The sequence below is a fragment of the Rahnella sp. AN3-3W3 genome (genome assembly GCF_003263545.1).
Taxonomy (GTDB): Bacteria; Pseudomonadota; Gammaproteobacteria; order Enterobacterales; family Enterobacteriaceae; genus Rahnella; species Rahnella variigena.
Genome location: NZ_JYDG01000074.1, coordinates 1 through 25,366, shown reverse-complemented (window position 1 = coordinate 25,366; position 25,366 = coordinate 1). Strand labels below are relative to the sequence as shown.

At 46.9% G+C, this 25,366-nt stretch carries 17 protein-coding genes and 6 pseudogenes; 10 read left to right on the top strand and 13 right to left on the bottom strand.

The genetic code is table 11. From position 1 onward, the window contains the following. Window positions 1-25: 25 nt before the first annotated feature. Window positions 26-535: pseudogene (locus tag UC15_RS19135) on the top strand (acyl-homoserine-lactone synthase); the annotation flags it as partial. Here the strand turns inward: UC15_RS19135 and UC15_RS19130 are convergent. The 3 genes and pseudogenes from UC15_RS19130 to UC15_RS19120 all read right to left on the bottom strand — a co-directional run bounded on the left by UC15_RS19130 (window position 507) and on the right by UC15_RS19120 (window position 6,154). Further along, complete coding sequence (locus UC15_RS19130; RefSeq protein WP_112290178.1) at window positions 507-1,256, bottom strand: LuxR family transcriptional regulator; 750 nt, start codon at window positions 1,254-1,256, stop codon at window positions 507-509. The pseudogene UC15_RS19135 and the gene UC15_RS19130 overlap by 29 nt on opposite strands. Before the next feature lie 746 nt (window positions 1,257-2,002). Continuing rightward, window positions 2,003-3,033: pseudogene (locus tag UC15_RS19125) on the bottom strand (IS110 family transposase). Between the two features lie 112 nt (window positions 3,034-3,145). Beyond that, the gene (locus UC15_RS19120; RefSeq protein ID WP_112290177.1) at window positions 3,146-6,154 is read right to left on the bottom strand and encodes a Tn3 family transposase; all 3,009 of its coding nucleotides are present in this window, start codon (window positions 6,152-6,154) and stop codon (window positions 3,146-3,148) included. A 159-nt stretch (window positions 6,155-6,313) separates the two neighbouring features. Here UC15_RS19120 and UC15_RS19115 point away from each other — a divergent pair, with 159 nt between their 5' ends. After that, the gene (locus UC15_RS19115; RefSeq protein ID WP_112290175.1) at window positions 6,314-6,874 is read left to right on the top strand and encodes a recombinase family protein; all 561 of its coding nucleotides are present in this window, start codon (window positions 6,314-6,316) and stop codon (window positions 6,872-6,874) included. Window positions 6,875-6,978: 104 nt separating this feature from the next. Here UC15_RS19115 and UC15_RS19110 read toward each other — a convergent pair whose 3' ends face one another. The 6 genes and pseudogenes from UC15_RS19110 to UC15_RS19085 all read right to left on the bottom strand — a co-directional run. Beyond that, window positions 6,979-7,953, bottom strand: coding sequence for a GlxA family transcriptional regulator (locus UC15_RS19110; protein WP_015060465.1), 975 nt, complete (start codon window positions 7,951-7,953; stop codon window positions 6,979-6,981). 128 nt (window positions 7,954-8,081) lie between these two features. Then, window positions 8,082-8,861 (bottom strand): MBL fold metallo-hydrolase, encoded by a 780-nt coding sequence (locus UC15_RS19105; RefSeq protein WP_112290174.1) that lies wholly within the window; start codon window positions 8,859-8,861, stop codon window positions 8,082-8,084. A 191-nt stretch (window positions 8,862-9,052) separates the two neighbouring features. Further along, window positions 9,053-9,985, bottom strand: coding sequence for a lysine exporter LysO family protein (locus tag UC15_RS19100; protein WP_112290172.1), 933 nt, complete (start codon window positions 9,983-9,985; stop codon window positions 9,053-9,055). Between the two features lie 156 nt (window positions 9,986-10,141). Further along, the gene (locus UC15_RS19095; protein WP_094484735.1) at window positions 10,142-10,630 is read right to left on the bottom strand and encodes an isochorismatase family protein; all 489 of its coding nucleotides are present in this window, start codon (window positions 10,628-10,630) and stop codon (window positions 10,142-10,144) included. Between the two features lie 166 nt (window positions 10,631-10,796). Further along, window positions 10,797-12,005 (bottom strand): MFS transporter, encoded by a 1,209-nt coding sequence (locus UC15_RS19090; protein WP_112290171.1) that lies wholly within the window; start codon window positions 12,003-12,005, stop codon window positions 10,797-10,799. A gap of 339 nt (window positions 12,006-12,344) precedes the next feature. Further along, window positions 12,345-12,543, bottom strand: a pseudogene (locus tag UC15_RS19085) (transposase domain-containing protein); the annotation flags it as partial. Between the two features lie 227 nt (window positions 12,544-12,770). Here UC15_RS19085 and UC15_RS19080 point away from each other — a divergent pair. Both UC15_RS19080 and UC15_RS19075 read left to right on the top strand, forming a co-directional pair. Then, window positions 12,771-16,376, top strand: coding sequence for a hypothetical protein (locus UC15_RS19080; RefSeq protein WP_157961005.1), 3,606 nt, complete (start codon window positions 12,771-12,773; stop codon window positions 16,374-16,376). Further along, window positions 16,315-17,775 (top strand): putative adhesin, encoded by a 1,461-nt coding sequence (locus UC15_RS19075; RefSeq protein WP_157961004.1) that lies wholly within the window; start codon window positions 16,315-16,317, stop codon window positions 17,773-17,775. The genes UC15_RS19080 and UC15_RS19075 overlap by 62 nt, the downstream gene beginning before the upstream one ends. 256 nt (window positions 17,776-18,031) lie before the next feature. On the opposite strand, the gene UC15_RS19070 is transcribed toward UC15_RS19075, so the two are convergent. The 4 genes and pseudogenes from UC15_RS19070 to UC15_RS19055 all read right to left on the bottom strand — a co-directional run bounded on the left by UC15_RS19070 (window position 18,032) and on the right by UC15_RS19055 (window position 21,261). Further along, entirely contained in the window at window positions 18,032-18,460 is a 429-nt protein-coding gene (locus UC15_RS19070; RefSeq protein ID WP_112290166.1) for an NUDIX domain-containing protein, read from the bottom strand. Window positions 18,461-18,696: 236 nt separating this feature from the next. Then, window positions 18,697-19,029, bottom strand: coding sequence for a hypothetical protein (locus tag UC15_RS19065; RefSeq protein WP_198659736.1), 333 nt, complete (start codon window positions 19,027-19,029; stop codon window positions 18,697-18,699). Between the two features lie 212 nt (window positions 19,030-19,241). Further along, entirely contained in the window at window positions 19,242-20,222 is a 981-nt protein-coding gene (locus UC15_RS19060) for a LysR family transcriptional regulator (RefSeq protein ID WP_112290164.1), read from the bottom strand. Window positions 20,223-20,566: 344 nt separating this feature from the next. Beyond that, window positions 20,567-21,261 (bottom strand): annotated as a pseudogene (locus tag UC15_RS19055) (IS6 family transposase). A gap of 444 nt (window positions 21,262-21,705) precedes the next feature. Between UC15_RS19055 and UC15_RS19050 the strand changes: the two are divergent. From UC15_RS19050 to UC15_RS19025, 6 genes and pseudogenes are all read left to right on the top strand, one after another. Further along, entirely contained in the window at window positions 21,706-22,425 is a 720-nt protein-coding gene (locus UC15_RS19050) for a fimbria/pilus periplasmic chaperone (RefSeq protein WP_112290163.1), read from the top strand. Between the two features lie 119 nt (window positions 22,426-22,544). Further along, complete coding sequence (locus UC15_RS19045) at window positions 22,545-23,075, top strand: FimD/PapC N-terminal domain-containing protein (RefSeq protein WP_112290162.1); 531 nt, start codon at window positions 22,545-22,547, stop codon at window positions 23,073-23,075. A gap of 37 nt (window positions 23,076-23,112) precedes the next feature. Continuing rightward, window positions 23,113-23,322: pseudogene (locus tag UC15_RS26270) on the top strand (fimbria/pilus outer membrane usher protein); the annotation flags it as partial. Beyond that, window positions 23,280-24,260, top strand: a pseudogene (locus UC15_RS26265) (fimbria/pilus outer membrane usher protein); the annotation flags it as partial. The pseudogenes UC15_RS26270 and UC15_RS26265, both read left to right, overlap by 43 nt. Next, window positions 24,149-24,382, top strand: a complete 234-nt coding sequence (locus UC15_RS25780) for a fimbrial protein (RefSeq protein ID WP_198659737.1) — start codon at window positions 24,149-24,151, stop codon at window positions 24,380-24,382. The pseudogene UC15_RS26265 and the gene UC15_RS25780, both read left to right, overlap by 112 nt. Before the next feature lie 94 nt (window positions 24,383-24,476). Next, entirely contained in the window at window positions 24,477-25,310 is an 834-nt protein-coding gene (locus UC15_RS19025; protein ID WP_112290157.1) for a hypothetical protein, read from the top strand. Window positions 25,311-25,366: the final 56 nt, after the last annotated feature.

Genomic DNA, 25,366 nt, shown 5'->3' with positions numbered 1-25,366 from the left:
CACCGATTATTAGACCAGAACACCAAGAAAAACCACTTTCAGTGACCGCCTGGAATGGAGCGTTCTCTGTAAACAAGATATGGAGTTCGATAATGACTCGACACGCTATATTCTCGGACTGTATAAGGGGAAACTTATTTGCAGCGTGCGCTTTACCCCCTTGACCAGCCTAATATGATAACTCATACGTTTCGTGCGTGTTTTGATTCGGTTCCTCTTCCTGCTGCTAGCGTTGAGTCGAGCCGTTTTTTAGTCGATAAACTGCGGGCCCGGGAGCTTCTCGGCGAACGGTATCTCGTCAGCCATGCCCGTCCCTTGCCATGATAAGCTGAGCTCATAAAGCCGCGCCATGCTGGCGATACTGAAGCGCTCCTGCTGGCAAATACAGCCTATTAAAGAAGCTTTTCTCACTGAACACGAACATATCTGTCTGGTCTATCTTCCTGCCGGTCAGGCCGAACAGTTGAAAATGGCCAGAAAACTTAATAGCCAGACTGCCTATTTGTTTACCTGGCCGCTGATGCTACCGGCATAATCAGTTCAAGCTCAACACCCAACCTGATTGCCTGGCGGGCGTTGTTCACACCGAGCTTAGCAACCGCATTTCCCATATGGAATTTTATCGTACTGACTGAGACACCAATAATCACCGCGATCTCCGCATACGTCTTTCCCATGCTGGCCCAATAAAGAGCCTCATTTTCACGGAGTGTGAAAATGGCTGTATCCTTTCTTGACGTTGTTTGGCGCCCGTGCGCTGATATTCCTCCCACCAGCCGGTACATCTGCTCATTGATATTGATGAGAAGCATCTGCAAGTTCCCGCGCTCAAAAGAAAGCAGCTCTTCCAGTTCCGCTTGCCTCTGGTCAGCGATGATAAAAGATAGCGTTGCCAAGTTTCCCATCTGGTCATGCAGCACAAAAGTATAGCCATTGAGAATGTTGTACTGACTGGAAAGGGAAAAGATTTTGGTAAGCTTCAGATCTGACATCAGCGTGATGTTTTCATCCCACGCAAAGGGCGACGTTCTTTTAGAGGCGGTCAGTATTACCGGATCGGTAAGCTGAAAATTGTTGGCCCGATAGAGGTTGACCCACTCATCGGGGTAACTTGAGATGATAAGGACTTCAGAAGGATTTTTCTTTCTTACGACCGTATAGGCGTAGTCGGGGTGTCCAAGGGGACTCAGTTTCCGGTCGATATAATCTTTTAATGTCTCTGTGATGGTGTGACTGTGAGCAAAAGCGCTAAACATATCGTCGGTTCCCCAATGGTCGGCTTATCCTTTGACGAGTCCTGATGCACTTTAAGTACAGGTTTTTTCAGTACTTAAGTACAACTTACGAGACATTATGATAAGTGATACTTTCACACCTGCAAAAGAAACCTCACACACTGCTCCGAACAATGTGTGAGGAGGCCAATGTACGGCCAATACCAGGGAAACAAGTACTAAAGACCATCTTAAGCTAAATTTTAATAATTAAAATTATTTTTATAGAAAAGCACCATTTTAGGTGCTTTTTTTTGCTTTATCGAAAGGGAAAGGATTGGGGACCGGATAAATTTGTTCTCTGAGCGCATTATTTAACCATCCAAGGTGCATAAAGGATTTATTTGGCCTCATAAGATTATCCGATTTGACCAAATTCCCTGAAAATCCCGCAAGTGCTGGTTACCCGTCTAGCCTGTTCAGACTAAACACCAATTCCGTACAATACTTTCCTGTCTCTAAAATTCCCCCGTTCGGTGTAGGCCATGTAGTTTGATACGAAAATTAATGGTTAAATACGCATCACTGCGTCCAATTAGGGGGCCGCTTGGAAAACGGAATCCATGGTCACTCCCGTTTTTGCAACACCGATTTTGACGATAAGTTGGCTTGCTTGAATCTATCCGGCGTCTGAATGGGATTTTATTCCCGCGCCTCGATGAGTTCCGCGCCTGATGAACCTCCAGAAAATATAAGGCTTCAATGAGCCTTTCCGTTTTATAGGTTCCTCAACAGGCCGGTAAGCCGTTAGTATCATCAATATTAATATCAATATTCGCAAAACCAGATAAGTGATCCTTTAAACCGGTGTATTTCTGCCGTTTAGCTACACAAGTTTGCTGTCGTGCCGTTATGGCCCAGGCTATTCTGCCTAGCTTGTTTGCCAGAGCACAAGTGAGGACAAAGTTGCTTTTCCTACACAGTAGATCCCTGACCCAATCGGCCAATTTACCAGACTGGTATTCCAGTTTTTGTATGAATACCCTGGTACATTGAACTAACAAAGTTCGGATCTTTTTGTTACCTCGCTTACTAATTCCTAGCAATGCCGTCCGGCCTCTCGTGCTGTACTGTCGAGGCACTAGCCCTGTTGCCGCCGCAAAGTCACGACTGCTGGCGTACTGCTTCCCGTCGCCAATCTCATCTTCGTACAACTTTCGTTCCAACTAGGATTCCAAATCTCTAATCTGCTCAACAAGATAGTGATAATGCTGTTGTAATTTCAGCAATAACTGGCTGAGGTAAAGAGGCAAACTATTGTCCTCAAGAACGGTACTCAGTCGGCTAATAACGGCGGATCCTCGTGGAACGCTAATGCCAAATTCCAGCAGAAAAGCATGCATCTGATTGGTTGTTTTTACCTTATCCTGAACCAGGGATTCACGGACACGATGCTGAGCCCGCATTGCCTGCTGAGATTCCGTTCTAGGTGCACAAAACGCATAGACGGACGCGATGCAGCTTCACAAATAGCTTCGGCGTCGACAAAGTAGTTTATGTTACTTTTAACGAATGAACGGACAAATTGTGGTGATATCAGCTTAGGAAAATGTCCGAACTCTTCCAACTTGCGTGCCATAAAGTGAGAGCCACCACAGGCTTCCATTGCGATGGTTGTAGCGGGGCATGTCGCCAAAAATTCGATTAACTTTGGCCGTGTAAATTTTTTACGGTAAACAGCCTTGCCGCGACGATCTTGGCAATGAATATGGAAAGATTTTTTACCCAAATCGATACCAATGAACGCAATGTTTCCCATGATAGTTCTCCGAATGAAAGCCTATCCTAAACATTAACATTGTACCGGGAAGGAGGGAGTTACCATCTCATTAAATATCGGGGTTCGAGGTCCAATGATGTAAAAAACCACGCTAAGAGGTTAATCCATTGTTTGTATTGAAATTTAACGGCCTTAACTCGCCCTTCAAAATATCTTCTGGTAACGAAAACGTATAATGCCCCAGCATATTTATATGGCCATGTATCAGCGGCGATAATCTTGCCAGGTGCTCCTCCTCAGGCGCTTCCCCCGATTTGCGAAGATGTGACAACGCCTCCTGCATGTAAAGTGTATTCCACAGCACAACCGCATTGGTCACCAGGCCCAGAGCACCCAGTTGATCTTCCTGACCTTCACGGTAGCGTTTTCTAATCTCACCACGTTGTCCGTAGCAAATGGCTCGAGCCACTGCATGGCGTCCTTCTCCCCGGTTGAGCTGAGTGAGTATCCGACGCCGGTAATCCTCATCATCGATATAGTTGAGAAGATACAAAGTCTTGTTGACCCGGCCCACTTCCATAATCGCCTGAGCCAGACCAGATGGTCGGCTACTTCTCAACAGTGAACGAATAAGCTCTGATGCATGGATGGTCCCAAGCTTCAGTGAACCCGCCATTCGCATCATTTCATCCCATTGGGATTCTATTTTTGAAAGTTCAACACATCCCCGGGCCAGCTCATTCAGGGCACCATAATGGGCCATTTTATCTGCCCGCCAGAATATCGCCCCACCTGCATCGGCCAGACGAGGGGAAAACTGGTAGCCCAGTAACCAGAACAGGCCAAAAATGATATCGCTGGATCCTGCCGTGTCCGTCATAATTTCTACCGGATTCAGCCCGGTCTGCTGCTCCAGAAGCCCTTCCAGTACAAAGATGGAATCACGAAGCGTACCGGGAACGACAATGCCATGGAAACCGGAGTACTGATCTGAGACGAAGTTGTACCAGGTGATACCGCGTCCTGAACCAAAGTATTTACGATTTGGTCCGGAATTAACCGTTTTAACCGGTGTGACAAAACGCATACCATCTGCGGAGGCAACCTCCCCACCTCCCCAGAACCCCGCGAGCGGAAGCGTGGACTGAAAATCAACCAGCCGTGCATTAGCGCTAACCAGCGTTTCTGCCCTGAGATAATTTTGTTTAACCCAGCTCAGACGATGGCGAGTAAGCGCGGGAATATTATGCTTTATCAGAGGTTCATGCCCTATATTGCAGGCTTCCGCCAGCAGTGTTGCGCACAGACTGACCTGGAGATCCTGCGCCCGTGCACCTGATTCACTGACGTGGCTGAAATCGCGGGTAAAACCGGTTCGGGCATCTATTTCAAGTAACAGCTCAGTCAGATCAACGGGTGGGATCAGTTCTCTTACCCGACGATTCAATTGTATCAGTGCCGGTGGCTCATCCAGCTTATCCAGACTACTGATCGTCAGTGAGGGATGCTTACCTTCATTGCTTATGCTGACTGCCGCGTTGCAGGCAAAACGTGAAGCCACTGATTTCCAAGTGTCATCAAGCCGCGTAGCCAGTTGCTCTGCTGCTTTAGTTCCGTCTGATGGATGACCCAGCGCCCGACATACCGGGATCCGTTGTGCGTGCCATTCAGCTCCCTGAAGCAATTTTTGACGCGGGTCACCCCATCGGTCACTGTTCTCCAGCCAGAGATCACGACGGCGCAAAGAGTCCTGAAGACGCTCGAGAAGGCACAACGAGTAACCAGCGCGTAGAATCCTGCCATCTCTGTCGTATACCAGTCGTTTCCAGGGACCGGAAATGATGTGCTCTGGTGCATCGTCGAGAATTCGCTTTTTTGAGCCACTCAGTTCGGCCAGATAATGGATTGCTGACAACGTGTGCTCCCCGGCCGGGGCAGCCTGAAAGTGTAAGTCACGCAACATCGCGGACAGAAAGCGCTTCACCCGTCCATATTGTTCCACCATTTCATCCTGAAAGTGAGTATCCTGCGGGCGCGCCAGCTCATTTACCTTACCGACGGATTCAGCCAGTTTGTCCTTTGGTATGCGGCGAAAAATAGCCTGCCGCAGAGCTGCTTCATCGGTGTTCTCATCAAGTAATAACGAGCATGCCCGTGCCAGCAATAGCGCGGCACGATCAAGATCTTTCAGGGTCCTGAGCCGCTTTTTCTGCCCAATGTTTTTCGCAGAACGAGTGATATCCAGAATAAGCATATCCAGCACATCCACGGCCTCGTCAAGCGCCGAAATTTCCTGCGCTTTCACAAACGCAGTAAGCACGGCCAGTCGCCGTTCCTCAGGCATTCTTGAAATATATTTCACCGAAGCCATTCCGGCATAACGGGCCAAATTCCGCAGCTGGATGGCAGGCAGACCGGAAAAATTCAGCCGGAAAAACTCCATGCTACGCAGTCGGGTATATCGCTCCAGGGCGTCAGTAAATGACGGTCCACTGATAGTGACAGGACCTTTTCGTATCTCCTCCAGAACCGATATACGCTGCCCTTCAGGTATTTCAAGTAAACCGTCCAGTTGCGCTTTCTGCCAGCTGTCAGGCAACAAAGCCAGCCTTCGCCACAATCGTCGACTTGCCCGTTCACGTACTTCGCCAATCAACCTTGTCAGAGTCGAGGCTGCGGGTAACAGGATCTTATTTTGCAGCAACCATGCGGTAGCAAAATCAAACAGCAGACCTGGGCGCTCATTGCTGAGCCAGGCGCGAGTATAGAGCAAACGCTTCAGTCTGAATGTCCAGGGGAAATCACCAAAATCATGATAATCATAATAGAGCTTGATAAGCCCCTGATGCTCCCAGCGGGTATTTTCTCTTTCAGCATATCGGGAAAGGATCTCTGGTCGGCTGATGTTCAACTGTGCCGCAATGTAAAAACGGATGAATGAGGGTATTTGAAGGGGATCAGGAAGAAACGTTCCCAGGAAGCGCGCCGTAGTCAGTTGAAGTGCAATCCCAAGACGGTTATGTTTTCCCCGTCGCTGATTAATAAAAGCAAGGTCACGCTCATCCAGATGAAAATATCGGGCCAGTTGAACCTCATTTGGCTCTGCCACATAGCGACCGTAGTTTTCTGTCTGTTCTCTGGTCAGAAAATCGTCACTCATTGCGCATCCTTTCGTAAACTGGCGATCTGCTCTATTTTTGACAGTCTCAGATATTATAAGTTTTGAGACCTAGCTAAATGGGTATAAACATGAGTATCAAAAATCGTATTTTATGCTTTATGATACTACGCAGTATCAATATCGATTTATGAGACCAATATGGCATTACTGGGATATGCGAGAGTATCAACCAGCCATCAGAAACTGACGATGCAAATTTCTGAGCTGAAATCTGCCGGGGTCAGGGACGATCGAATTTTTACTGACATGATGTCGGGAGCCACAGACGCACGGGAAGGGTTGCAGCGGCTGCTGGCACGGGCAGAAAAGGATGACGTCATCCTGTGTACCAAAATGGATCGTATGGGCCGTAATACCGCTGATATGATCCACATTGTGGATGCCTGCTATAAAAAGGGGATCGCCATACGTTTTCTGGAAAACGGCCTCAGTACCGAAGGAACTATGGGAAAAATGGTGATACAGATTCTGGCCGCCGTGGCTGAGGCAGAACGGGAACGCATTCTTGAGCGTACCAATGATGGCCGGGTGATAGCTATGGCTGCTGGTGTTAAATTCGGGCGAAAACCCCATAGCAAATCTGTGATTGCCCTGCAATTGATACATCAAAAAATGACGGCTGAAGCCGTGATGAACAAAACGGGGATTTCGCGGGCAACCTATTATCGTTTGAAAAAAGTAGCACTAAATCCTTTTTAAATCGACGCTAAAGAATGAGCAAGTTCACTCATTTCAGGAACAAATTTTCATTCCGGTATCAGGTTGCCAGTTTTTTAAAACTATTCTGATTTCTTAGCTTCCGCTCAGGCCTTTTCGTGATCAACAGGTACAGGACCGCGAAATGCCCGGCGCCATTCGCTTGGGCTGACGCTGAATTTCGCCTTAAAACTCTGGCGGAAAGAGATTGGCGACTGAAACCCGGCCATGTCAGACACGCTTTCAATACTGCTGTCCGTAGTTTCCAGCAACTCCTGGCTTCTCTGAAGACGCTCAGCGTTTAGCCAGTCACCCAGCGTTGTCCCGGTTGCTTTAAAAAAATGACGGGTAAGTGTCCGCCTGCTCATGCTGGCAAACCCCGCCAGCGAGTCGAGGTCGTGCGGCTTGTCCAGATTGCGACGCAGGTAGTCCATCAGCTCGTTCATTTTTCCGTCCCGCGTAGATACAGGGACCGGGCGTTCAATAAACTGTGCCTGACCGCCTTCCCGGTAAGGAGGAACCACCATTCTTCTTGCTACCCGGTTTGCAACCGCTGAACCGTAATGATCCCTGATGATATTAAGACAGCAGTCAATACCGGCGGCGGTGCCGGCAGAGGTAATAAGGCGTTCATCGCTGGTATACAGCGAGTTGCTGTCCAGACGAACGGCGGGAAATCGTTCAACGAAGTCCTGCTCGAACTCCCAGTGTGTTGCAGCCCGGTGCTGATCCAGCAAGCCGGAATACGCGAGCACGTAAGCTCCCAGGCAAAGCCCCACCACTTCTGCGCCGCGCTGCCATGCGTTTATCAGCTTATCAAGTAACGCCTGAGAAGGCCGCTCTTCCGGATGATTCCAGTAAGGCACGATAATAATGTCTGCGACGTCAAGTAACTCAAGGCCATGTTCCACATTGATTGACAGGCCAATATCTGACAGGACGACGCCCGGTTTTTCAGCACAAATTTCCACGCGGAATAAATCCGGCTGCGGCATAGACTGTCCGAAAATAATACAGGGGACTGAAAAGTGAAACGGGCTGAATCCGGCCGTGGCAATCACGGCGACCGTCAATGCAGACATAACGTTAACCTTACCGTAAAGGATAGCCACCGGAACACCGGCGGCAGTATTGCTGATTCCGATTGATCAGAGGATAACAGGTGACCTGTCGGAATACATTCTTCCCCTGAATCAATCTTATTGGCTTATCAGAAAGCCATTGTTTCACCGTCTGCAGGAATAAGAATCTTATCTTCAATACCGTGTTCAAGTGAGAACTCGCGTAATTCTGCGCGGGTAAGGAGGCAATGATTGATTGATTCCATGTGAGACGCCACGATGGTCGCAGTTGGCAACATTTTAAGCGTGCGCAAGGTATCTTCTTTGCCCATGATGATCGGACCGTACAGGTCGTTGACCGCATAGCCGGTATTGAGTACCACAATCTCTGGCTTGAAGCGCTGAAGGCTTTTTACATAAGGCTTAACCCAGACGGTGTCACCGGCGATATAAATCGTTTTTTCATCATGATGCGTGAATACCAGACCGCATGCGTCACCCAGTAAATCACCCAATTGGGCATCGGCGTACAGTTCGTTACTGCCGTGCTGGCCGTCAGTTTTATAAATCGTCAGTCCGTCAACAAAATGATTTTCATCTTTCAGTACCCGGATGTTAAAAAAGCCCTGAGAACGGACCAGCGCCGCATCTTTTTCATCCTGCGTATAAATAAGCATGTCTTTAGGAACAGCCTGCTGCGCTGCTTCGTCCCAGTGATCGGTATGAGTGTGGGTCAGGATAACGGCATCAACAGCCAGTAAATCTTCTACAGGCACAGGCAAAGCAACCATGGGATTACGCAGGTGCGGGCGAGCACTCCCGGCAAAACCATCCCAGGCTTCCTTTTCTGCCAGCATTGGGTCGATAAGGAATTTTTTACCGGCATATTGCAGCACGAGAGTGGCATTGCGGATTTGCGTTAATTTCATTAGTTGCTCCAGGGATTCATCAGATTTTGAGGCTCAGCCACTGCGTTCGGCTGGGTGGCTGCGAGTGGCTTTACTATAAGAGCAGGAAGGGATAGGCCGTGATATGCCCACAGGTCATAAGTCGATGAAATCAGGTCAATCGCAATGGTTAAGTTTTCTTACTGTCCTTTCTCCGCTGCCAAAAGGCCTGTTCAAAGGTAATAGAAAAAAGGGATCAAAAAGGGAACAACCAGCGTCGTGATCCCGCCCATCAGAACAGCAAAAGGGACATAATCCGCGCCGCAGTACTTCTCAATAACTGGCAGCGTCACATCAAGAGCAGTTGAACCGGATATAGCGATGGTGGCGTTGCTGTAACCGAACCGCGAAATCAGCGGAATGAGCATCAGCGCAGATATCCCGCGAAACAGGTCGCTTAAGAAAGCCACGGTTCCTAACAGAGGATTGCCCATTTTGGTGAACAGCGTTCCAGAAAGGGTATACCAGCCAAACCCGGATCCGATCGCAAGAACCTCATGGAGCGGCACGTTGATAAACAATGATGCCAGGGCGGCCCCCATAAATGATGATAATATCGTGACCAACGTCAGCCTCAGGTTAGCTTTGTTTAACAGCACGCGTTTAATACTGATATTCGAATACGATAATTTTACCGCGACGGAAAATATCAACAGATACAGAAGCAAAGAGATAATGCGGTCTGCGTCCAGGTCGGGCATTAACCCTCTGAACCCCAGTATAAAGCCGGCCGCCGCCGTGATTATCTGAGTAAGTGTGGGAAGAAAAATTGACAGCAGATCTGAATGACTGTTCTGCAGGTGTGAAGCATTACGGAGAAGCCGTTTTTCTCCACTCAGCTTGCCCACAGCGACCAGGGTAATAAAGGTGACCACCGATGTACCTGACGCAATGATCAGAGCATTAAAGCCCGCGACGGAGAGTTGCCCCTTAATATCAGGGATCTCGCCAACCGTGGCCCCCATAAACAACAGAAGCAAATACAGAGACAGCATTGAAATTTTATCAAAGAAGGAAGGGTTACTATTTTTAACGACTTTTTTCAGGTTAAGTCCGCCCGCAAAGGCCAGGAAAATAGGCAGCAGGCTGTATAAGGCGATGAGCATTTTTTCCTTAATAAATTAAGCAGATGTTTATATGAATAAGCGGTCGTACACTGTAAATAGCCACGATGAAGCCGGGAGGGTTATCAAAGAGAGGGCTGTGTTATCGGGTAACAACACAACCCATATATAGACCTGCGATTTTTACAAACCAGAGAGTTATTTTACGCTGCAGCGCGCACTCAGTCCGAACAGGGCAAGGTCGCTCAGTGCTTTGGTTGGTGCAGCGCACCCTTCAGCAATAATGTGCATATTCATCCCCAGTCCCTGCGGGGAAAGCGCCGTATGCGTGACACAGTGTTGCGTCATCATGCCGGTAAGATAAATATCAGTAATGCCGTTGTCACGCAGCAGCTGCTCAAGACCGGTTTCGAAGAAGCTGTCTGCCTCTTTCTTAATGATAACCGGCGCATCTCCCAGTGCAGCGACAACATCCGGATGAATTTTTGCACCCTCACTGTCAGGCCTGAAGAATGGTGCATCGGCTGTTGCGATATGCTGAATACCGACGATCAACCAGCCTTCCTCACGCGCTTTTTCAATCGCGTTAACTGCACCTTTACAGGCTGTTTCAGGCGCCTCAAGTGGAAAGGAACCACCAGGGAAATAATCATTCTGGATATCGATAACGATCAGTGCATTTTTCATGTTCAGTCCTTGGGATTTATTTGTCGAAAGGGTCACCGAGTGACCTAAAAACTAGCAGCTAAACACTCAATCCCGTGAGGGGGCGTAAAGTCAAATTTCGATGGGATCGGGCCAATAAAAAATTATTTTTTCCTGTGTATTTCTTCATAAGATCAGGTATCCCGCCTTACGGCAACGGCAAAGTGACCTCATCCCCTGTTATAGCGTGACGTTTTTTACACAAAGCCAGCCAAAGCAGCGGTACCGCAAGGCCAAGCATCCAGGGCACCAAAATAAGATGCATGGTTTTCCAACCATAAGCATTGAGCAGTGGGCCAGCTCCCAGAGAACAAAGAAGGCTGAAGATAAAGACGCTCATGTCATTTGCCGCCTGTGCAACCCCCCTTTCTCCCGTGGTGTAAGTTGTTGCCAGCAGGCTGGTTCCGCCGATGTAGAGAAAATTCCACCCTATCCCCATCAGGACTAATGCAATGGCAAATATCCCCCACGTAACGCCCGAAACAGCCAGAGCAATGTAGGCAAGCATGAGAAGAACGCCCGTCAGCTTAATGTTAATGACACCGAACCGGTCGATCAGTTTTCCCGTGAAAAACGACGGTACGAAACGGCCCAGTATGTGGAGTTGGATCACGACGGCGATTTGTGACAAGTCAAAACCGTAATGCTTCATTGCAATGGGCGTTGCCGTCAGGCCCAGAACCATTATTCCAAATCCGGATGCGCCGGAAAAAAGGGCGACAAGATACGCAGGCTGAGAAACTATTTTTTTCCACGGCCTTGCCGGCACTTGCCCGGAAGGTTCACCAGGCTGGACCGGTATCTGCAAACGTGACAATAACAACAGGCCCAGCGAGGCCAGTATGCCCATAAAGAGGAATGAGCCTACATAGGGCACACTGAACAATACACTGCCGCGACTGGCCAGAAACGGTCCTAACAGGGCTGCCACAACGCCGCCGGCCAGTACCAGCGAAATAGCTTTAGTACGAAATGCCGGGAGTGCCACTTCTCCCGCCGCAAAGCGATAAAACTGCGCAAAAGCCTGAAAGATCCCCAGAAAGAACATCCCGAGACATAGCAGAATGAATGAATGATGGAACATTGCGATCATGGAAATGACTGCCGCAACTATTCCACACAGAGCGCCGGTGATGAAGCCTATTTTTCTACCTGCCCGGCTCATCCATAAAGACGCAGGAAACATGACTAACACCGTTCCAAGACTCGCCATTGAGAGCGGAACAGTGATCAACGAAAGACTGGGCGTTAATAGTGCGCCGGCCAGCCCACCGATGGTCATTATCAGAACCGATATTGACTGAAAAAGGGCCTGAGAACCCGCAAGTATCAGGACTTGCCGATGCATATTTAACATTATTGTGAAGCTCCTGAAGATACTGAAATCAGCTTATAGTGAGTGTCAGACTCTGACTTCCTTACTGTCTGAGAAAGCGTCCTAACGAGCAGATAACAAAGTGAGTAATGAGGCCTGATAGAGTTCAATCGGGTGATTTTATTCATCCAGATGAGCCAGCAACCTGTGACTATGCCAATATAAGGACACTTTCATGGCAGGGTGAGTAGCCTGCCAGCCAATTACCAATGGAATTGGGTCAATGTGTAATGGGGTTTATAAGAAGTGGGTATATGGGGAAATATCCGCAATCTGAAAGCTCTTAGCGTGGTTTTTTACATCAATGGCCCTCAAACCCCTCATAAGCTTATTGTTGAATATGGCCATGCCGATAACCAGCCAGATCATGGACTCGAGGGGAGTTTACGCTTGCGTAGGGTGACGGTGTCAGTGAGAGAAAAAGCTTGCTGAATGAGGTCAGGAGACAGGAGGTCAGCGAGGCTTTGAACTTCATCGGGGCAGTGAGATTGATAATACCGGGAGCTTGTGAAAGTTCCATTTAAAAAGGGTTCATGTTGAGCATGAACCCTTTTTAAATGAGCCACAGGATCGGTCAACTGATCCTTAAACGATCGGCATTAACCACCCGGGTCAGCTTTAACTCATCGTCCGGTAATCCCTTATTCAGGCACTCAACAGAAATAAAGTCATTTTCTGAAAGAAATATTTTTTGATGATGATAAATAGTGGAGTCTAACAATCACTTACGGATACGAACGGAAGAGTATGCTACCTGTAAACCCACCAACCCCCACCCCATCAAATAATATATCCCGGGTATGTCGGGATAGTTTAAATCCGGAAGGCCAGGATATCTGGTTTGACGCCATCGACTACGTTGAAATGGAATATACCTGGTTTGAGGGGGCTGAAGCCTTTGCCCCCCATGAAGAACATCAGGCTGATCCATCATCTTCTGCCGGAGAAGCCGCAGAGTCCCGGGTCCCGTTCACGGAAGACTGCCGCCGTGGCGTTCAGCAGTTTGTCCGTACCCTGGGGGAATGCGGGGAGAGCATTATGCTTTCTGCCTGCCTTTCTAAAATACTTCCCGGCACCCCGGCAAGTCTCGTGGTCGCAGCAAACAGCCTGTATACCGCAGTTACTGAACGACGGAATATTGATACCGCAGCACTGAATGCCCTCGGACTGGCATCCTGGTACCTTCCTGAGAATATGAATGTTGTATCCCGGCTGGCATCCTTTATCCGGGATACCGTTACCGGGTGGACGGATGAGACTTTTCTGCATCAGTCTCTGGGCAACGAAGATAATCACACTTCCATCCACCTTTTTACAGCCCTGGCTATAACGGCCATTGTGGCGGGACGCTGGATGAAAGACGAAGGGGCCCCGCAGCGCGGTGTTCTGAAGATCCCGGCCTTTATGGCTAATATTTTTATCCGTGCCAGTCATTACTGGACAGCGCTGGGAAATATGGCGCGCAGTCTCCCGTCCGGCGCGGCAATCCCTGAGAATACCGGGTCATCACAACGTGCGCCTGCTTTTGAAGTCGATACCCAAGTAGAAATGACCAGAGATGTATGCGATGCAGCAGTTTCCTGCTCTTCCTCTATACCACGGCTCACCGCATTCTCATCAAATTCAACTGCCCACCCTGAGGATTACACCCGTGCGACGGTACAGAACAGGCCCGGCCCTGCGTCCGTGAAAAATTCCCACCTCTCTGTGCCTGAACAGGCGCATTATCTGGCTGTGGAGAAACTCCGACTTGAAAGCGGTCTTTCAGAACTGCTGTTCTGTACTAACCTGAAGACTGAGACCCGCCAGCAAACAAACGAAAAGGTTATTACCAATACGCATTTCAATACAAAATGTGATGCCACCGTTTATCCTGAACCGTTGACGAAAGAGGCAGATAGGATACTTATACACACAGACATACCGGAAACACAGGTATCCTCGGCAGCAACAAGTCGGAGTGTCGGAGAGCCTTTACTCCCCATAGTGATGACCACAGCGGCAATACCTGTGGCTACGTCATATATACAGGCTCTGAAAAGCAGAACTGTCATTGCGGCTGGAGCCGCTATGGGTCTGACCGGGACTGCTATTGGGGGAACATGGCTGTGGAATAAATTGTCCACACTCAATCCGGAGGGAAAGCATGTTAACAGAACTGATGATATAGAGCCCACCGGAGATTCATTCGAATATCAGGCTCTTAACCAAGCAGACCCCGATAACATACACAAAAATTTCCTTCACCGGGCTAATCACAATGTAATAAGATTCCTATTAAGTGAAGGTATTTTAAAATCAGATAGCCGCGGAAAGATTGAAAAGGAAACGCTCCTTAAAGTACTACCAAATTATCTTTCCAATGGCCAAAACAATAATGTTTTGAATGAAAATAATATAAAAAAACTGGCACAGAAAATACTGTCTGGCAGCGGAGTATATGGTGAGGTAGAAAATGAAACACTATCCAGTGAACAGGCAAAAACTGTAGTCCTGCACTGGATTTTTCAGAATATCATTGGAGCATCCCCTGAGGAATATATTAAGAGTGAAATAAAAGTGGATGCATCGAGAGACTATACTGTCGACGATATTCATCGTTTGCTTTTTTTGAATAAGTTACCTGAAGGTAGAGGTTTTCATTCTGACAGATTATTGCCATTCGAAAACATTTTATTGTCCATGCTTTGGAAACAACTCCTGATAGATGAGATGCCTTTTCTTTTATTCTGTGAAGAACAGGTTAAAGGGATATCGTTAAAGAATTTTGATTTCGCTAACCTTTTTTCAGGCTCACATTTCCTAAAAAATACGGGGATAAAAAATTTCACCGCCGATGAAGCAATATTAACTGGAGAGAAAATGTGGGATTTAGCTGTCTCTGAAGGAATAACAGTGGATAATCTGAAATACTATCTTCTCCCTGCTATTTTATCTGATGAAATTGATAAATTAGAAGAAACAGAAAAAGAGCAAATGAATGATTTTGGTATTGTTAATGAATATCTGCAGTACCGGCAGGAAGTGAGCGAAGTGCAGAAGGATATAGAGGAGAAATACAATAAGTATATTTCAGCAGCAAAGGCATGGTTCAGCAAGTTGAAACTGGCAGATTATATCACATCTACATGCAAACAAATCACTCTACCTAGTCCTCATCATTCTCATATGATGAAAGTAACTCTGGAGGAGAACAGAAGAAATCTCAGGCAAAAATACCTAAATGGGTTTTCAAAACCCTGCGAAGAGGCACCCGATAGCCTGAATGATGAATACGAAAGACTGACGAAAAATGTGGCTGATAGCTTTCTTGATATTGATAAATATCTTATCATCTCCGCAATAAATGCATTGTCAAAAGATGAGAGATTATTTATTTCAAATGCCCAATCCATAATGCGTCCAGCACACATAAACATGAGGACTAATTACGAGGATTGGGCTAGATACGGATCAATTTCATTTAGTAATATAAATTCTGGGATAGATCCTATGTTAAACACAAATAAAGGGCTAGATTTTACTAATGATATAAATACAGTAGTCTCCCTGCGCAAAACAGAACTTATTTCCGTAACCCTGCTGGGGCAAGAAAGAATATACGCCTTAATGGGTGACCAGGGAGGTTACAGAGTAATTCGCGTTGATCGTGATATTAATAAATATATACAAAGCAGTGTGCTGGACTATAATTTCGGTAATGAATATATTTATGACACCTCAACCGTAAAAGCTGGCAGTGAAACTTTCCACTATTCAATTGAAGTCGGCAGTAAGGCCATTGCTGCAGAAAGTGATAATATCCTATCACTTGGCGTTTCGCTGAGCAACGTACATCGCGATGCTCTTTTTAGCGCTCTTTATGAATCTGGCAATGATAAGTCTGACCTTCAGAAGATATGGAGTGTGGTTAAGAATATTATTCCTTTTTATGACTGCGTCGAAGGTATTGTCAATAGGGATCCGATGCAGGCAGTTCCTGCATGCCTTCTGGATGCAATGGCACTTATTCCCCTATTTGGAACGGTTGCAAGCCTTAGCGGGAAGTTTGGTGTGGGACTTGTGAGGGGGCTTCGTAGCGGTGCAGGCATAATGTTCAGAGAAGGGGTTCAGGTTGCAAGTAGAAATGTTCTCCGTGAAGTCAGCCTGCCAACGACCAGAGAGCTGGCGTCGCTGGGGAAAAATGCACTCAGATCCATCGACCCAGGCTTTGAATTAACAGGTTATATCGGCAGCAAGTTTGTCAATAAAATTACGAACCTCCTGTCTGCTAATAAAAAAGACGGCTGGCGTGGCGAAAAAATTAGTCAGAGAGGGCAGAACTACCGAGCTCCAACAGCCGGCATCAGATGAGCAGATTATGGGAATAATACCGGGAACAGAATTGGAGATGCCTGTAAAAGCAGTTGGCAAGCTGCGAGGCGAAGATGTTTATGTGCGGGTTAATCCCGAAACAGGTATGCCAGGTGGGTATAAATATTTCTGCGATGAAGACGGATACCTCGAACCTATTACAAGTAAAAATAAAAAATTCAGAAATACCAAAGAATCTGTGGCTGAGATTAGTAGCGCAGGTAGTGATATTACTTATACCGGCCACCGTACCAGGAGAGGTGTAACTGGAAGCAAGTTGTGTATTAATCCGGAAATCGCGCTAAGACCGATTCAGGTATCTGAAGATTTAGAGGGACTAATTGACCCGTCAATGTTTTCAGAGAATGTAGATGTAAAGAGTCTTTCGTCTCCTGACCATATGGGGGTCATGTATGATGCTTATGGGAATGGGTATATTAAAGTTAAAGATAAATATTTAGAGTTGCTAAAAATTGGAGACTTCTATTGTATCCAAAAAAATAATTCAGAATATATATTTGTAGACCTCAAAAAAAGAAAGCTCACGCTAAGTAAAACAATTATTTCAGGTGAATTTAGTTCAAAGAGTATTGCCAATATAGATATATCAAAACTTGACATCACCTCTGTAAATAATAAAAAAAACATCTATATATCAAATGATTTAAATCTTTATATTAAACTAAGTAATGACTATTATCCAATTGAGTTTGTTGGTAATGATATGCGGGTTGCTTTTATTGGGTCACCAAATGAAATACGTTTTGCAGGAATTTACAATCCAGATTTAGGAATAGTGAAAAACATAGGGATCAATTCTGAAGGATGTATCTTAAAATACAACTATGATATTGATATTTATGAATCAGTGAAAATGAAAACAGGCTTGATAAAATACATGAAGTTTGATCAAAAAAAAGGCTATTTTGTTAATACAAATGCTTTGCTAGTAAAAAAAATAAATAATCAGGTTTATAAAGTGGTTTTCAAAAAATTCGAATTATATATCCCAAAACAAACGTATAAGGATGTATTTCTCGCCGCACATGCAAGTAGGGATTTTAGTCTTCGAAGTCAATTGCCTGATAATTTGGAGATTAAGTTTTATACCGTGAAAAACAAGGTTCTTCATGGTTATCTTGATGACTTGCAAGATTTAGTTAATGGAGAATTTAAAGCAGTAGAGAAAATAAAAGGGGGAGAGATGGTTGAAAACTATAGTATATATTTTGATCATGAATCTCAGGTTAATTATGCAAAACTAGCCATGGAATCGAAAAAAAGTATTATAAAAATAATGGATGACAAAGGTGTAAATATGAGAGATATGTTGCGTGATTTATCATTGCTATACAATAAAGATAAAACCATACATCTTTATATGTGTAGGTCGTTTTAAAAGATGTAACTGCCCTTGAAAAGGGTAGCTGTAACGGCTCGCAATCGAAATCCCTCTGACTCGCAATCAGCGCCGATTTCAGCTCACATTAACTGCAACTGAAAAACGCCATCGACTCACATTAAGTGATAATGGGCTCGCATTTATTCTGCCCGGCTCGCAATCCATTTCACCGGGCTCACAATAAGTGACAATGAAAATCACTCCGTAAAAAACACGCATACATGGCTTTCAGGTAACGCTTAACAATATGAAACTATATCGTGTTGTTCTTCTCCTCATTTATATAATCCATAAACCTTTCCCTTACAAAGGGTACGACATTTTGTAATTTGATAAAATCATTCATATCATGAAGTTTAAAACACTGACCTTCATTACCAAGTTTCACTTTACTCAAATGCTCATCAGTCACACATGCAACCATAAAATACCCACCAGGACTACTTTCCCCCTGATGTTCATATTCCCTACACCAGATTATTGCATCCTCTTTTAGGGCTAAATTTAACTCCTCCCTTGCTTCACGAAAAGCACATGCTACCGGGGACTCATTATTCTCACGCGTTCCACCCGTAACATCCCACATGTCGGGAAAAGCAATTTCAGGATTGTTGTCACGTAGTATTCCGACTACTTGTGAAGTATTTATTAACGCCAGTTTTACACCTGTAAATTTATTCATTGCTACCTCACCTGGAAATCACTTATACCGCAGAATGGAATTGTTATGATAGTCCATCACAACCGCAACGCGAGGAAACATGAATTTTTCCCACTTTAGCGTACCTCTGTCTTTTAAAGGTACACCCAAAACATACAGCCCGGTGAGACATTTTCTTTGTCTCATTTGGGTTGTTTTTGTCTCATCTGCATGTTACGTTTTCCTCATCTAAAGTCTAACGAGACACTTCCAGTAAATCATCCCTTTACAACTTTACTGAATGTAAACAGATCGTGGCAAACGCCCCCATCAGCACCCAACTTCACCTGCCAGTACTCAAGCTCAGAGCGCGCTATCAGCTTCATGTTGTGCAGGTCAGCAAACCACATGCTGCCGTTATCGTGATGCTTTAGGCACTCACAAAGGCTTGCCCATATATAGAGCGTTTCGCATGCTCTGGGGTATTCATCGCACACCAGCAGCAAAAAGCGCTGTAGAGCGGCACATTCGGTAAAGCCATAGCGACCCAGCCTCATCGCGAAATCCTTTGAATTTATCAAGCTGATATGCTGTCCCGCCGTTACTTTCATAATGCTCTCCGTGGTAAAAAAACGTTTCACTGAGGCCAAGGCATCACACCCGACGGATAGAATCCTACCGGCATCGTGCCGGAACAAACAGGAATGCCACCACCTGCCTCATCAGGCGATGGGTATGTTAGAAAAATCAGCCGAGGGAGGGAACCGCTCTGATTTTTAAAGGGGGGTTAAATTTGAGGAAACATAAAAGGATAGGGCCTGACTTACTTTCCCCCCACTGCCTCGCTGTCAGCTTCACTTTTAAAGTAGTGAAGCTCATCAAACTCTGGTCGCATGTTCCAACATTGCTCAATATAGTCACGAAAGTGGGTGAATAAAGTATTCTGGCGCGTGTGCTGGCGCCATATGAGCCAGGCGGACAATTCAGGTATCTTCCACTCGGGCAAAACAGATACTAGTTGTCCTTTCGACAGATAAGGCGCAGCCAACCAGCCGGGTGTTGCAAGGCTTATCCCCCTTCCCTTGAGAGCAAGATTAAACATGGCGAGCAGATTATTAGATGATATGCCATTTTCTGCTGAACTATCCACAAGGTATGACTCCTCGCCACAGTAAAGCATCAACGGGCCGGACAGCCCGTTATTGTGCATCCCCATAAGAGTATGTCTTTCCAAATCGCAGGGGTGTGAAATAGCGGGATGCCGGCTGAGATAGTCTGGACTTGCGCAAATCAGGAGCTTAACCGGGCTGAGTTTTCTGTGCACCAAATCTTCGCTCTCTATGCGCCCGCTGCGTAATACAACATCGTCCAGTTCGGGAGAGTCGAAGCGGAGATCTGTACGCTCGCGAGCATCGAGAAACACCCTCACGTTGGGGTGGACCTGCGTATAATCAAGGCACCATTCATTGGCAAGGAATTCGCACACGATTGCGGGTGCAGCCAGCCGTACAGCGCCTTTAATTTTTCTTTCCGGATTACGGATTTCCTCAAGCAACGCATGAAACGATACTGTAATGTCCCTTGCGCGGGCGAGTGTTGTAACGCCGGCCTCTGTCAGCTTCATGCCTTGGGGTGTCCGGGTAAAAAGTACTGTGTCAAGATATCGTTCAAAACGGCCGATGGATTTGCTGGCTGCCGCCGTACTAATGTCTAGCTGACGGGCCGTTTCCGAAAGACTGCCGGTTTCGGCAGTGCGAATGAAAATGAGCCAGTCACGCATACCGCGATTATTGTCTCTGTCCATAAAATTCCTTACATTTGGTAAAATTTTTTTTAAATATATTTGTATGGAGTTTAGGATATCATGCTTACTTAAAAAAAATTTTAATAATGTGTAGATTTATTTTGCAAAGCTTTGCAGTGTCTGCGTACCTTTAATTTCAAAGTCTGTGCGGAAAAAGTATATACATGCGCAGTAGTCAAGGGTAAACAAACGACAGTGGCGGCAAAGCCGCCACACACTCCAGTGTTTAGATATAATTAATGGAGTTATACCTTTTGATTATTGAGGAAAACTTTTCTATTCCAATAATATCGGCTCTGTCGCATTAACGGCAGTAAGTCAGCAAAAGCTGCGTAATCTGTTTTTCAGTCAATCAAAAGATAGAATTGTTTTGCCGGTGACAACCCGTTCCCCTGCGGATATTTATACTGCCCTTTGTGTATCATATGGATTAACTCAATGCAGGCCAGTATCGTCTGCGCCCGGCGAAATGATTTGAACTCCAGCATCAGTCGTGTCCGCCGTTTAATGTTCCGGTGACCCTACTCAATCATATTATACAGATACTTGCTTTGCCTGACGATAATGTTTTCGCCATCTGCTTTACCCGCGTTAAGTGTATCCAGAACCACGGTATTCGCGCCGCTTTTATCAATGGTTACCCTCCCCGGTTCCCCGTTTTGCGGATAGCCTTGCGGAAGAAATGCAAAGCAGCTGCCGCATCACGCTTAGCGACCAGCAGGAAGTCGATGGTCTGCCCCGTACTGTCAACTGCCCGGTACAGGTATTTCCACTGCCACCTGATTTTGATGTAGGTTTCGTCCGTTCGCCACCGTCGGGCAGGATAACGTTTATACCGGCGAAACGCCTTATCTAAGCGTGGTACTAGCCGGATGACCCAGCGGTTAAGCGTGGAATGAACAACGTCAATCCCTGGCTCAGCCATTATCTCTTCAAGATTTCGCCGGCTGAGTGAGTAAACCAGATACCAGCGAGCGCAATGGGCAATAATATCGACGGGATAATGCAGGCGTTTGAAGGCTTTTCGGATAAGATGCATGGGCAGGGAACATCGAAAAAAAACAGCATGTTACCTGACGACTCCTTAAGGCGACAGAGCCCAACAAAGCCGTTTCCCGGTAAAAATAGCCATCATAAATTGATGTAGATCAATATAACCTGAATTTATTCTTTCCGGCTTTCTTTATTCACATCCCCTGAATTGCCTTACCCTGTCCAGTTTTTTTATAACGTTTACAACAGGTTGCAACGAAAAATAAAAGCCTGTGACGATCAATGATAACACATTGATAGCTCACGTCGATTGAAGATAATAAATTGATCGGGGTTGTCAATCGTCATGTTTTGAATATAATCACGCACCGTAAATGACAGTTCCGGTTTTGAATTATTTAAATAAAAATCTTTATTAATCTGACTGTTAGGTGTTTTCCATCCAGGCGAAAATTAGCCCTGCGTCAGGACATCCTTGAGGATTTAGATAATGTTTCCGCATTTAAGAAAATTTACCGGGAAAAGCATTCTGTCAGCTGTCACGGCCCTTTTATTTTTCCTTTTTTCTGCTTTGTGCTGCGCAAAACAAGGTGGGGTTTATATTCAGGGCACAAGAATTATTTACCCTCTCAACTCCCAGCAACAGGGTGTGTCTGTCGTTAATTCATCCAGAAATGGTTCCTATCTGGTTCAGTCTTGGGTGGAAAACGCTTCCGGGCATAAAACTAATGATTTTCTTGTGACGCCTCCGCTGTATCTCAGTGAACCCGGCAATGAGAATATATTAAGGGTTATCAGAAGTGTGACTTCACTCCCTGAAGACAGAGAGTCGCTTTATTATTTTGTCATGAAGCGGATCCCGTCTTTCTCAGATAAAAAGGATATGGATTCGACAATAATCCGCATCGCAGCGGCCAGCCGGATTAAGCTTTTCGTCCGGCCTGCGAACCTTCCCTTAACTGTCGACATGGCTCCGTCAGCGATTTCTTTCAGTCGCTCGGGCAGGAATGTCATCATAAAAAACCCCACACCTTATTATGTCACGATGACGAAAATTAGTATAGGCGGACATTATATTAAAGATGTCATGGTCGCGCCATTTGGCCGCTCTGATGAAATACCGCTCCCGGCGGGCGGTGATAGCGTCTGGTTCCGCACAATAAATGACTATGGTGCAGAGTCACGTGAGTTTACAGCCCCGTTAAAATAGTAAATAACTCACTTTATTTATCTTAATAAAGAATTAATTTGAAGACCTGAAACCGAAAATTATTTCGGCGTGCTGTAATCTTCATTGTGATTTTTTCTTTCCGCCACGCTGAGGGGGGCATGTATTTTGATCCACTGATGATTTCGGATGACCCTCAGGCTATTGCCAGCCTGAGTCCGTTTAATGACGCCGGAACCCAGCCGCCGGGTGTTTATTCTGTAGACATCTGGGTCAACAATCGTTATGTCAACCGGCGAAACATACGGTTTGTGGCTGTTTATGTCCGCCGGCCCGATGAGTCTGACGCAAGCACTGAAAATACAGGGAATTCAGCGGGACTGGTGCCCTGCCTGACGAAAAAAGATTTTTCTGAAATGGGGGTAAATACTGCACTTTACCCCGGGCTTCCCTCAGGAATGAAGGCGGGGACGTGCTTTTCGCCGGGGGAATACATCCCGCAGGCCTCTGCCAGACTGGATTATCAGAGAATGCGGCTGAATATCGGCATTCCTCAGGCATCCATGCGCCACTTTCCGGATGGATATCACCCGAAGAATGGGTTGAAGGCGTCAGCGCTGCTCTGTTCAGTTACCAGTTCAGCGGCAGTGATAACCGGGGCAACTACGGTAACAGCAGCAGTCGTTATCTGAATCTGACCAGTGGCTATAACCTTGGTCCTGGCGTTTACGCAACAGGGGCGCGTGGAGTGACTATTCAGACCGCTACACACACCACAGTTACTGGCAGATTCAGTCTACATACGTCCAGAGAAACATTATCCCCTGGCGCAGCGAGCTTACCGCCGGGGACAGCACAACAGGAAGTGATGTTTTTGATGCGGCCCTTTCAGAGGAGTTCAGCTGGCCACCAGTGACGAAATGTATCCTGATACGATGAGAGGGTTTGCACCGGAAGTCAGAGGCGTGGCCAGCAGCAATGCCCGGGTGAGTATCCGCCAGAACAATAATGAAATTTACCGCACCTCTGTGGCTGCAGGCCCATTTGTCATAAACGACCTTTATTCGCTTTCCTCAGGCGGAGACCTCCAGGTCATCGTGACGGAAGCTGACGGCACCGAGCAGACGTTCACGGTGCCTTATTCTTCTGTCCCGATACTGCAACGCCAGGGACAAGTACGTTATGGCATCACGGCAGGGCGGTACCTCAGCAGCAGCCAGTATACTTCGCCGGCGTTTGCCCAAGGCACCCTGCTCCGGGGCCTGCCCCACGATATTACAGCTTATGGGGGCCTGCAGCTTGCCGGGAAATACCGGGCTCTGGCAGCAGGTGTAGGGGCCAATCTGGGGCGATGGGGGGCGCTGTCTGCAGATATTACCCACGCAGACAGCATACTGGCAGACGGTTCGCATCACGTCGGGCAGTCAGTCCGTTTTCTGTACAGCAGGTCACTAGTGTCCACAGGAACAACATTCCAGCTGGCGGGGTATCGCTATTCCACACAGGGCTTTCACACGCTGGACGAAACCGTACTTAAGGGTATGTCGGGATGGCGCTATGAAAACGGCGTCGTTGACGCGGCAGGCCGCCGTGTTGAGCGTGACTGGTCAGGGGTTTATAACCTTTACAACAGCCGCCGCGAACAGCTCAGGCCACGATTTCCCAGCAGGCAGGAAAGCTGGGGTCTTTCTACCTTACCGGGAGTCATCAGACCTTCTGGAACAGCAGAAACACAACAGATTCACTTCAGGCCGTGTTCAGCGGCATGGCGGGGTCGGATGCCGCGACAGGCGTTGCCGTTCAGCTGTTTGATGGCCAGGATACCTCTGTTCAGCCCCTGCCGAACGGCAGCACATCTGCGGAATATAACGTGGTAAACAATGCCGTGGATATGCGTTTCCTGGCCAAACTGGTGCGTACGGCAGCCGCTTTGAACGCTTCCGGCGTTAAAGCCGGCAGCGTGTCCAGTACGGTCACGCTGTATATGAACTACGAGTAACGTCTGAACAGACAATTACCCGGGTTGCACCATGCGGCCCGGGAAATGAAAACTAGTATAAACACTCTGCCAGCTTGGTATGGAGAATAATAAAATGAAAACCGCAAAACAGACTCTTTTCGCTACGGTGATTTTAATATACGCACATGCTGCAGGTGCCGACGCTACCTGGTGGGAGGTAACGCCCCCCGCCGCCACGGGGAATTCCCTTGGAGTTTCTTATAAAGAGGATGTAGGTCAAGAACTTAAACTGGTGTGCAATGGAACATTTGCCGGGTGCACCGGCCATCTTTCCTGTGCGACAGATCAGGCTACTGCGGCAGCCAATAAAGCTCAGGAATCAGAGGTAACATTAGATGACGGCCGGCTGACCATCATGCCCGACTACTGGAACTCACACTTTGGGGATGTTGATTCAGGTACTAATTGGCTTACGTACCGCGTCAATAAGCCTGCAAATCGTCGTGATGTGGATTTTTACTGTATTCTGCATGAGAATGATAGTCCGGCAAAAGATAGCACATCGGTGGGGCTACATGTACATTTTACCTATGAAACACTACCCGTGGGGTACCTGACTACGCCGTCGCACGTAAACCTGGGCGCTACAAAGCTCGGTGGAAGCTTATCCGCACAACTGCCTGTCCAGCTAGGCTTCCTGGGGGGGGATGCCAGTAAGTTTAATAGTAGTTGCTCCATGAATCAGACCCTAGCCTGGACAATAGCTAAAAGCGCCGATAATCCATCGGATGAAATACCTGATGTGATATATAATGGTTCAGCAACCACGACACCAATCACAGTGCAAACATGCGGAACGGCGACGGGCGGGGGGGACGCAATAACTGTTCCACTCCAATTAAGGGTAACTCCGTCTCATGTCGGAGCATATGAGTGGACGATGACATTGACGACGACCGTAGAGTAGTCCCGGATCTGGCTCTGTTACGGCGAACTGTCGCTCAAGATGATTCGGGATAGCAA

What these genes read in the sequence shown, in the direction of transcription:
- UC15_RS25780 (WP_198659737.1), top strand. Translation starts at nt 24,149, where the DNA reads ATGGCGGGGTCGGATGCCGCGACAGGCGTTGCCGTTCAGCTGTTTGAT.
- UC15_RS19130 (WP_112290178.1), bottom strand. Translation starts at nt 1,256, where the DNA reads ATGTTTAGCGCTTTTGCTCACAGTCACACCATCACAGAGACATTAAAA.
- UC15_RS19060 (WP_112290164.1), bottom strand. Translation starts at nt 20,222, where the DNA reads ATGGACAGAGACAATAATCGCGGTATGCGTGACTGGCTCATTTTCATT.
- UC15_RS19045 (WP_112290162.1), top strand. Translation starts at nt 22,545, where the DNA reads ATGTATTTTGATCCACTGATGATTTCGGATGACCCTCAGGCTATTGCC.
- UC15_RS19070 (WP_112290166.1), bottom strand. Translation starts at nt 18,460, where the DNA reads ATGAATAAATTTACAGGTGTAAAACTGGCGTTAATAAATACTTCACAA.
- UC15_RS19100 (WP_112290172.1), bottom strand. Translation starts at nt 9,985, where the DNA reads ATGCTCATCGCCTTATACAGCCTGCTGCCTATTTTCCTGGCCTTTGCG.
- UC15_RS19050 (WP_112290163.1), top strand. Translation starts at nt 21,706, where the DNA reads ATGTTTCCGCATTTAAGAAAATTTACCGGGAAAAGCATTCTGTCAGCT.
- UC15_RS19090 (WP_112290171.1), bottom strand. Translation starts at nt 12,005, where the DNA reads ATGTTAAATATGCATCGGCAAGTCCTGATACTTGCGGGTTCTCAGGCC.
- UC15_RS19120 (WP_112290177.1), bottom strand. Translation starts at nt 6,154, where the DNA reads ATGAGTGACGATTTTCTGACCAGAGAACAGACAGAAAACTACGGTCGC.
- UC15_RS19065 (WP_198659736.1), bottom strand. Translation starts at nt 19,029, where the DNA reads ATGAAAGTAACGGCGGGACAGCATATCAGCTTGATAAATTCAAAGGAT.
- UC15_RS19105 (WP_112290174.1), bottom strand. Translation starts at nt 8,861, where the DNA reads ATGAAATTAACGCAAATCCGCAATGCCACTCTCGTGCTGCAATATGCC.
- UC15_RS19080 (WP_157961005.1), top strand. Translation starts at nt 12,771, where the DNA reads ATGCTACCTGTAAACCCACCAACCCCCACCCCATCAAATAATATATCC.
- UC15_RS19110 (WP_015060465.1), bottom strand. Translation starts at nt 7,953, where the DNA reads ATGTCTGCATTGACGGTCGCCGTGATTGCCACGGCCGGATTCAGCCCG.
- UC15_RS19095 (WP_094484735.1), bottom strand. Translation starts at nt 10,630, where the DNA reads ATGAAAAATGCACTGATCGTTATCGATATCCAGAATGATTATTTCCCT.
- UC15_RS19115 (WP_112290175.1), top strand. Translation starts at nt 6,314, where the DNA reads ATGGCATTACTGGGATATGCGAGAGTATCAACCAGCCATCAGAAACTG.
- UC15_RS19025 (WP_112290157.1), top strand. Translation starts at nt 24,477, where the DNA reads ATGAAAACCGCAAAACAGACTCTTTTCGCTACGGTGATTTTAATATAC.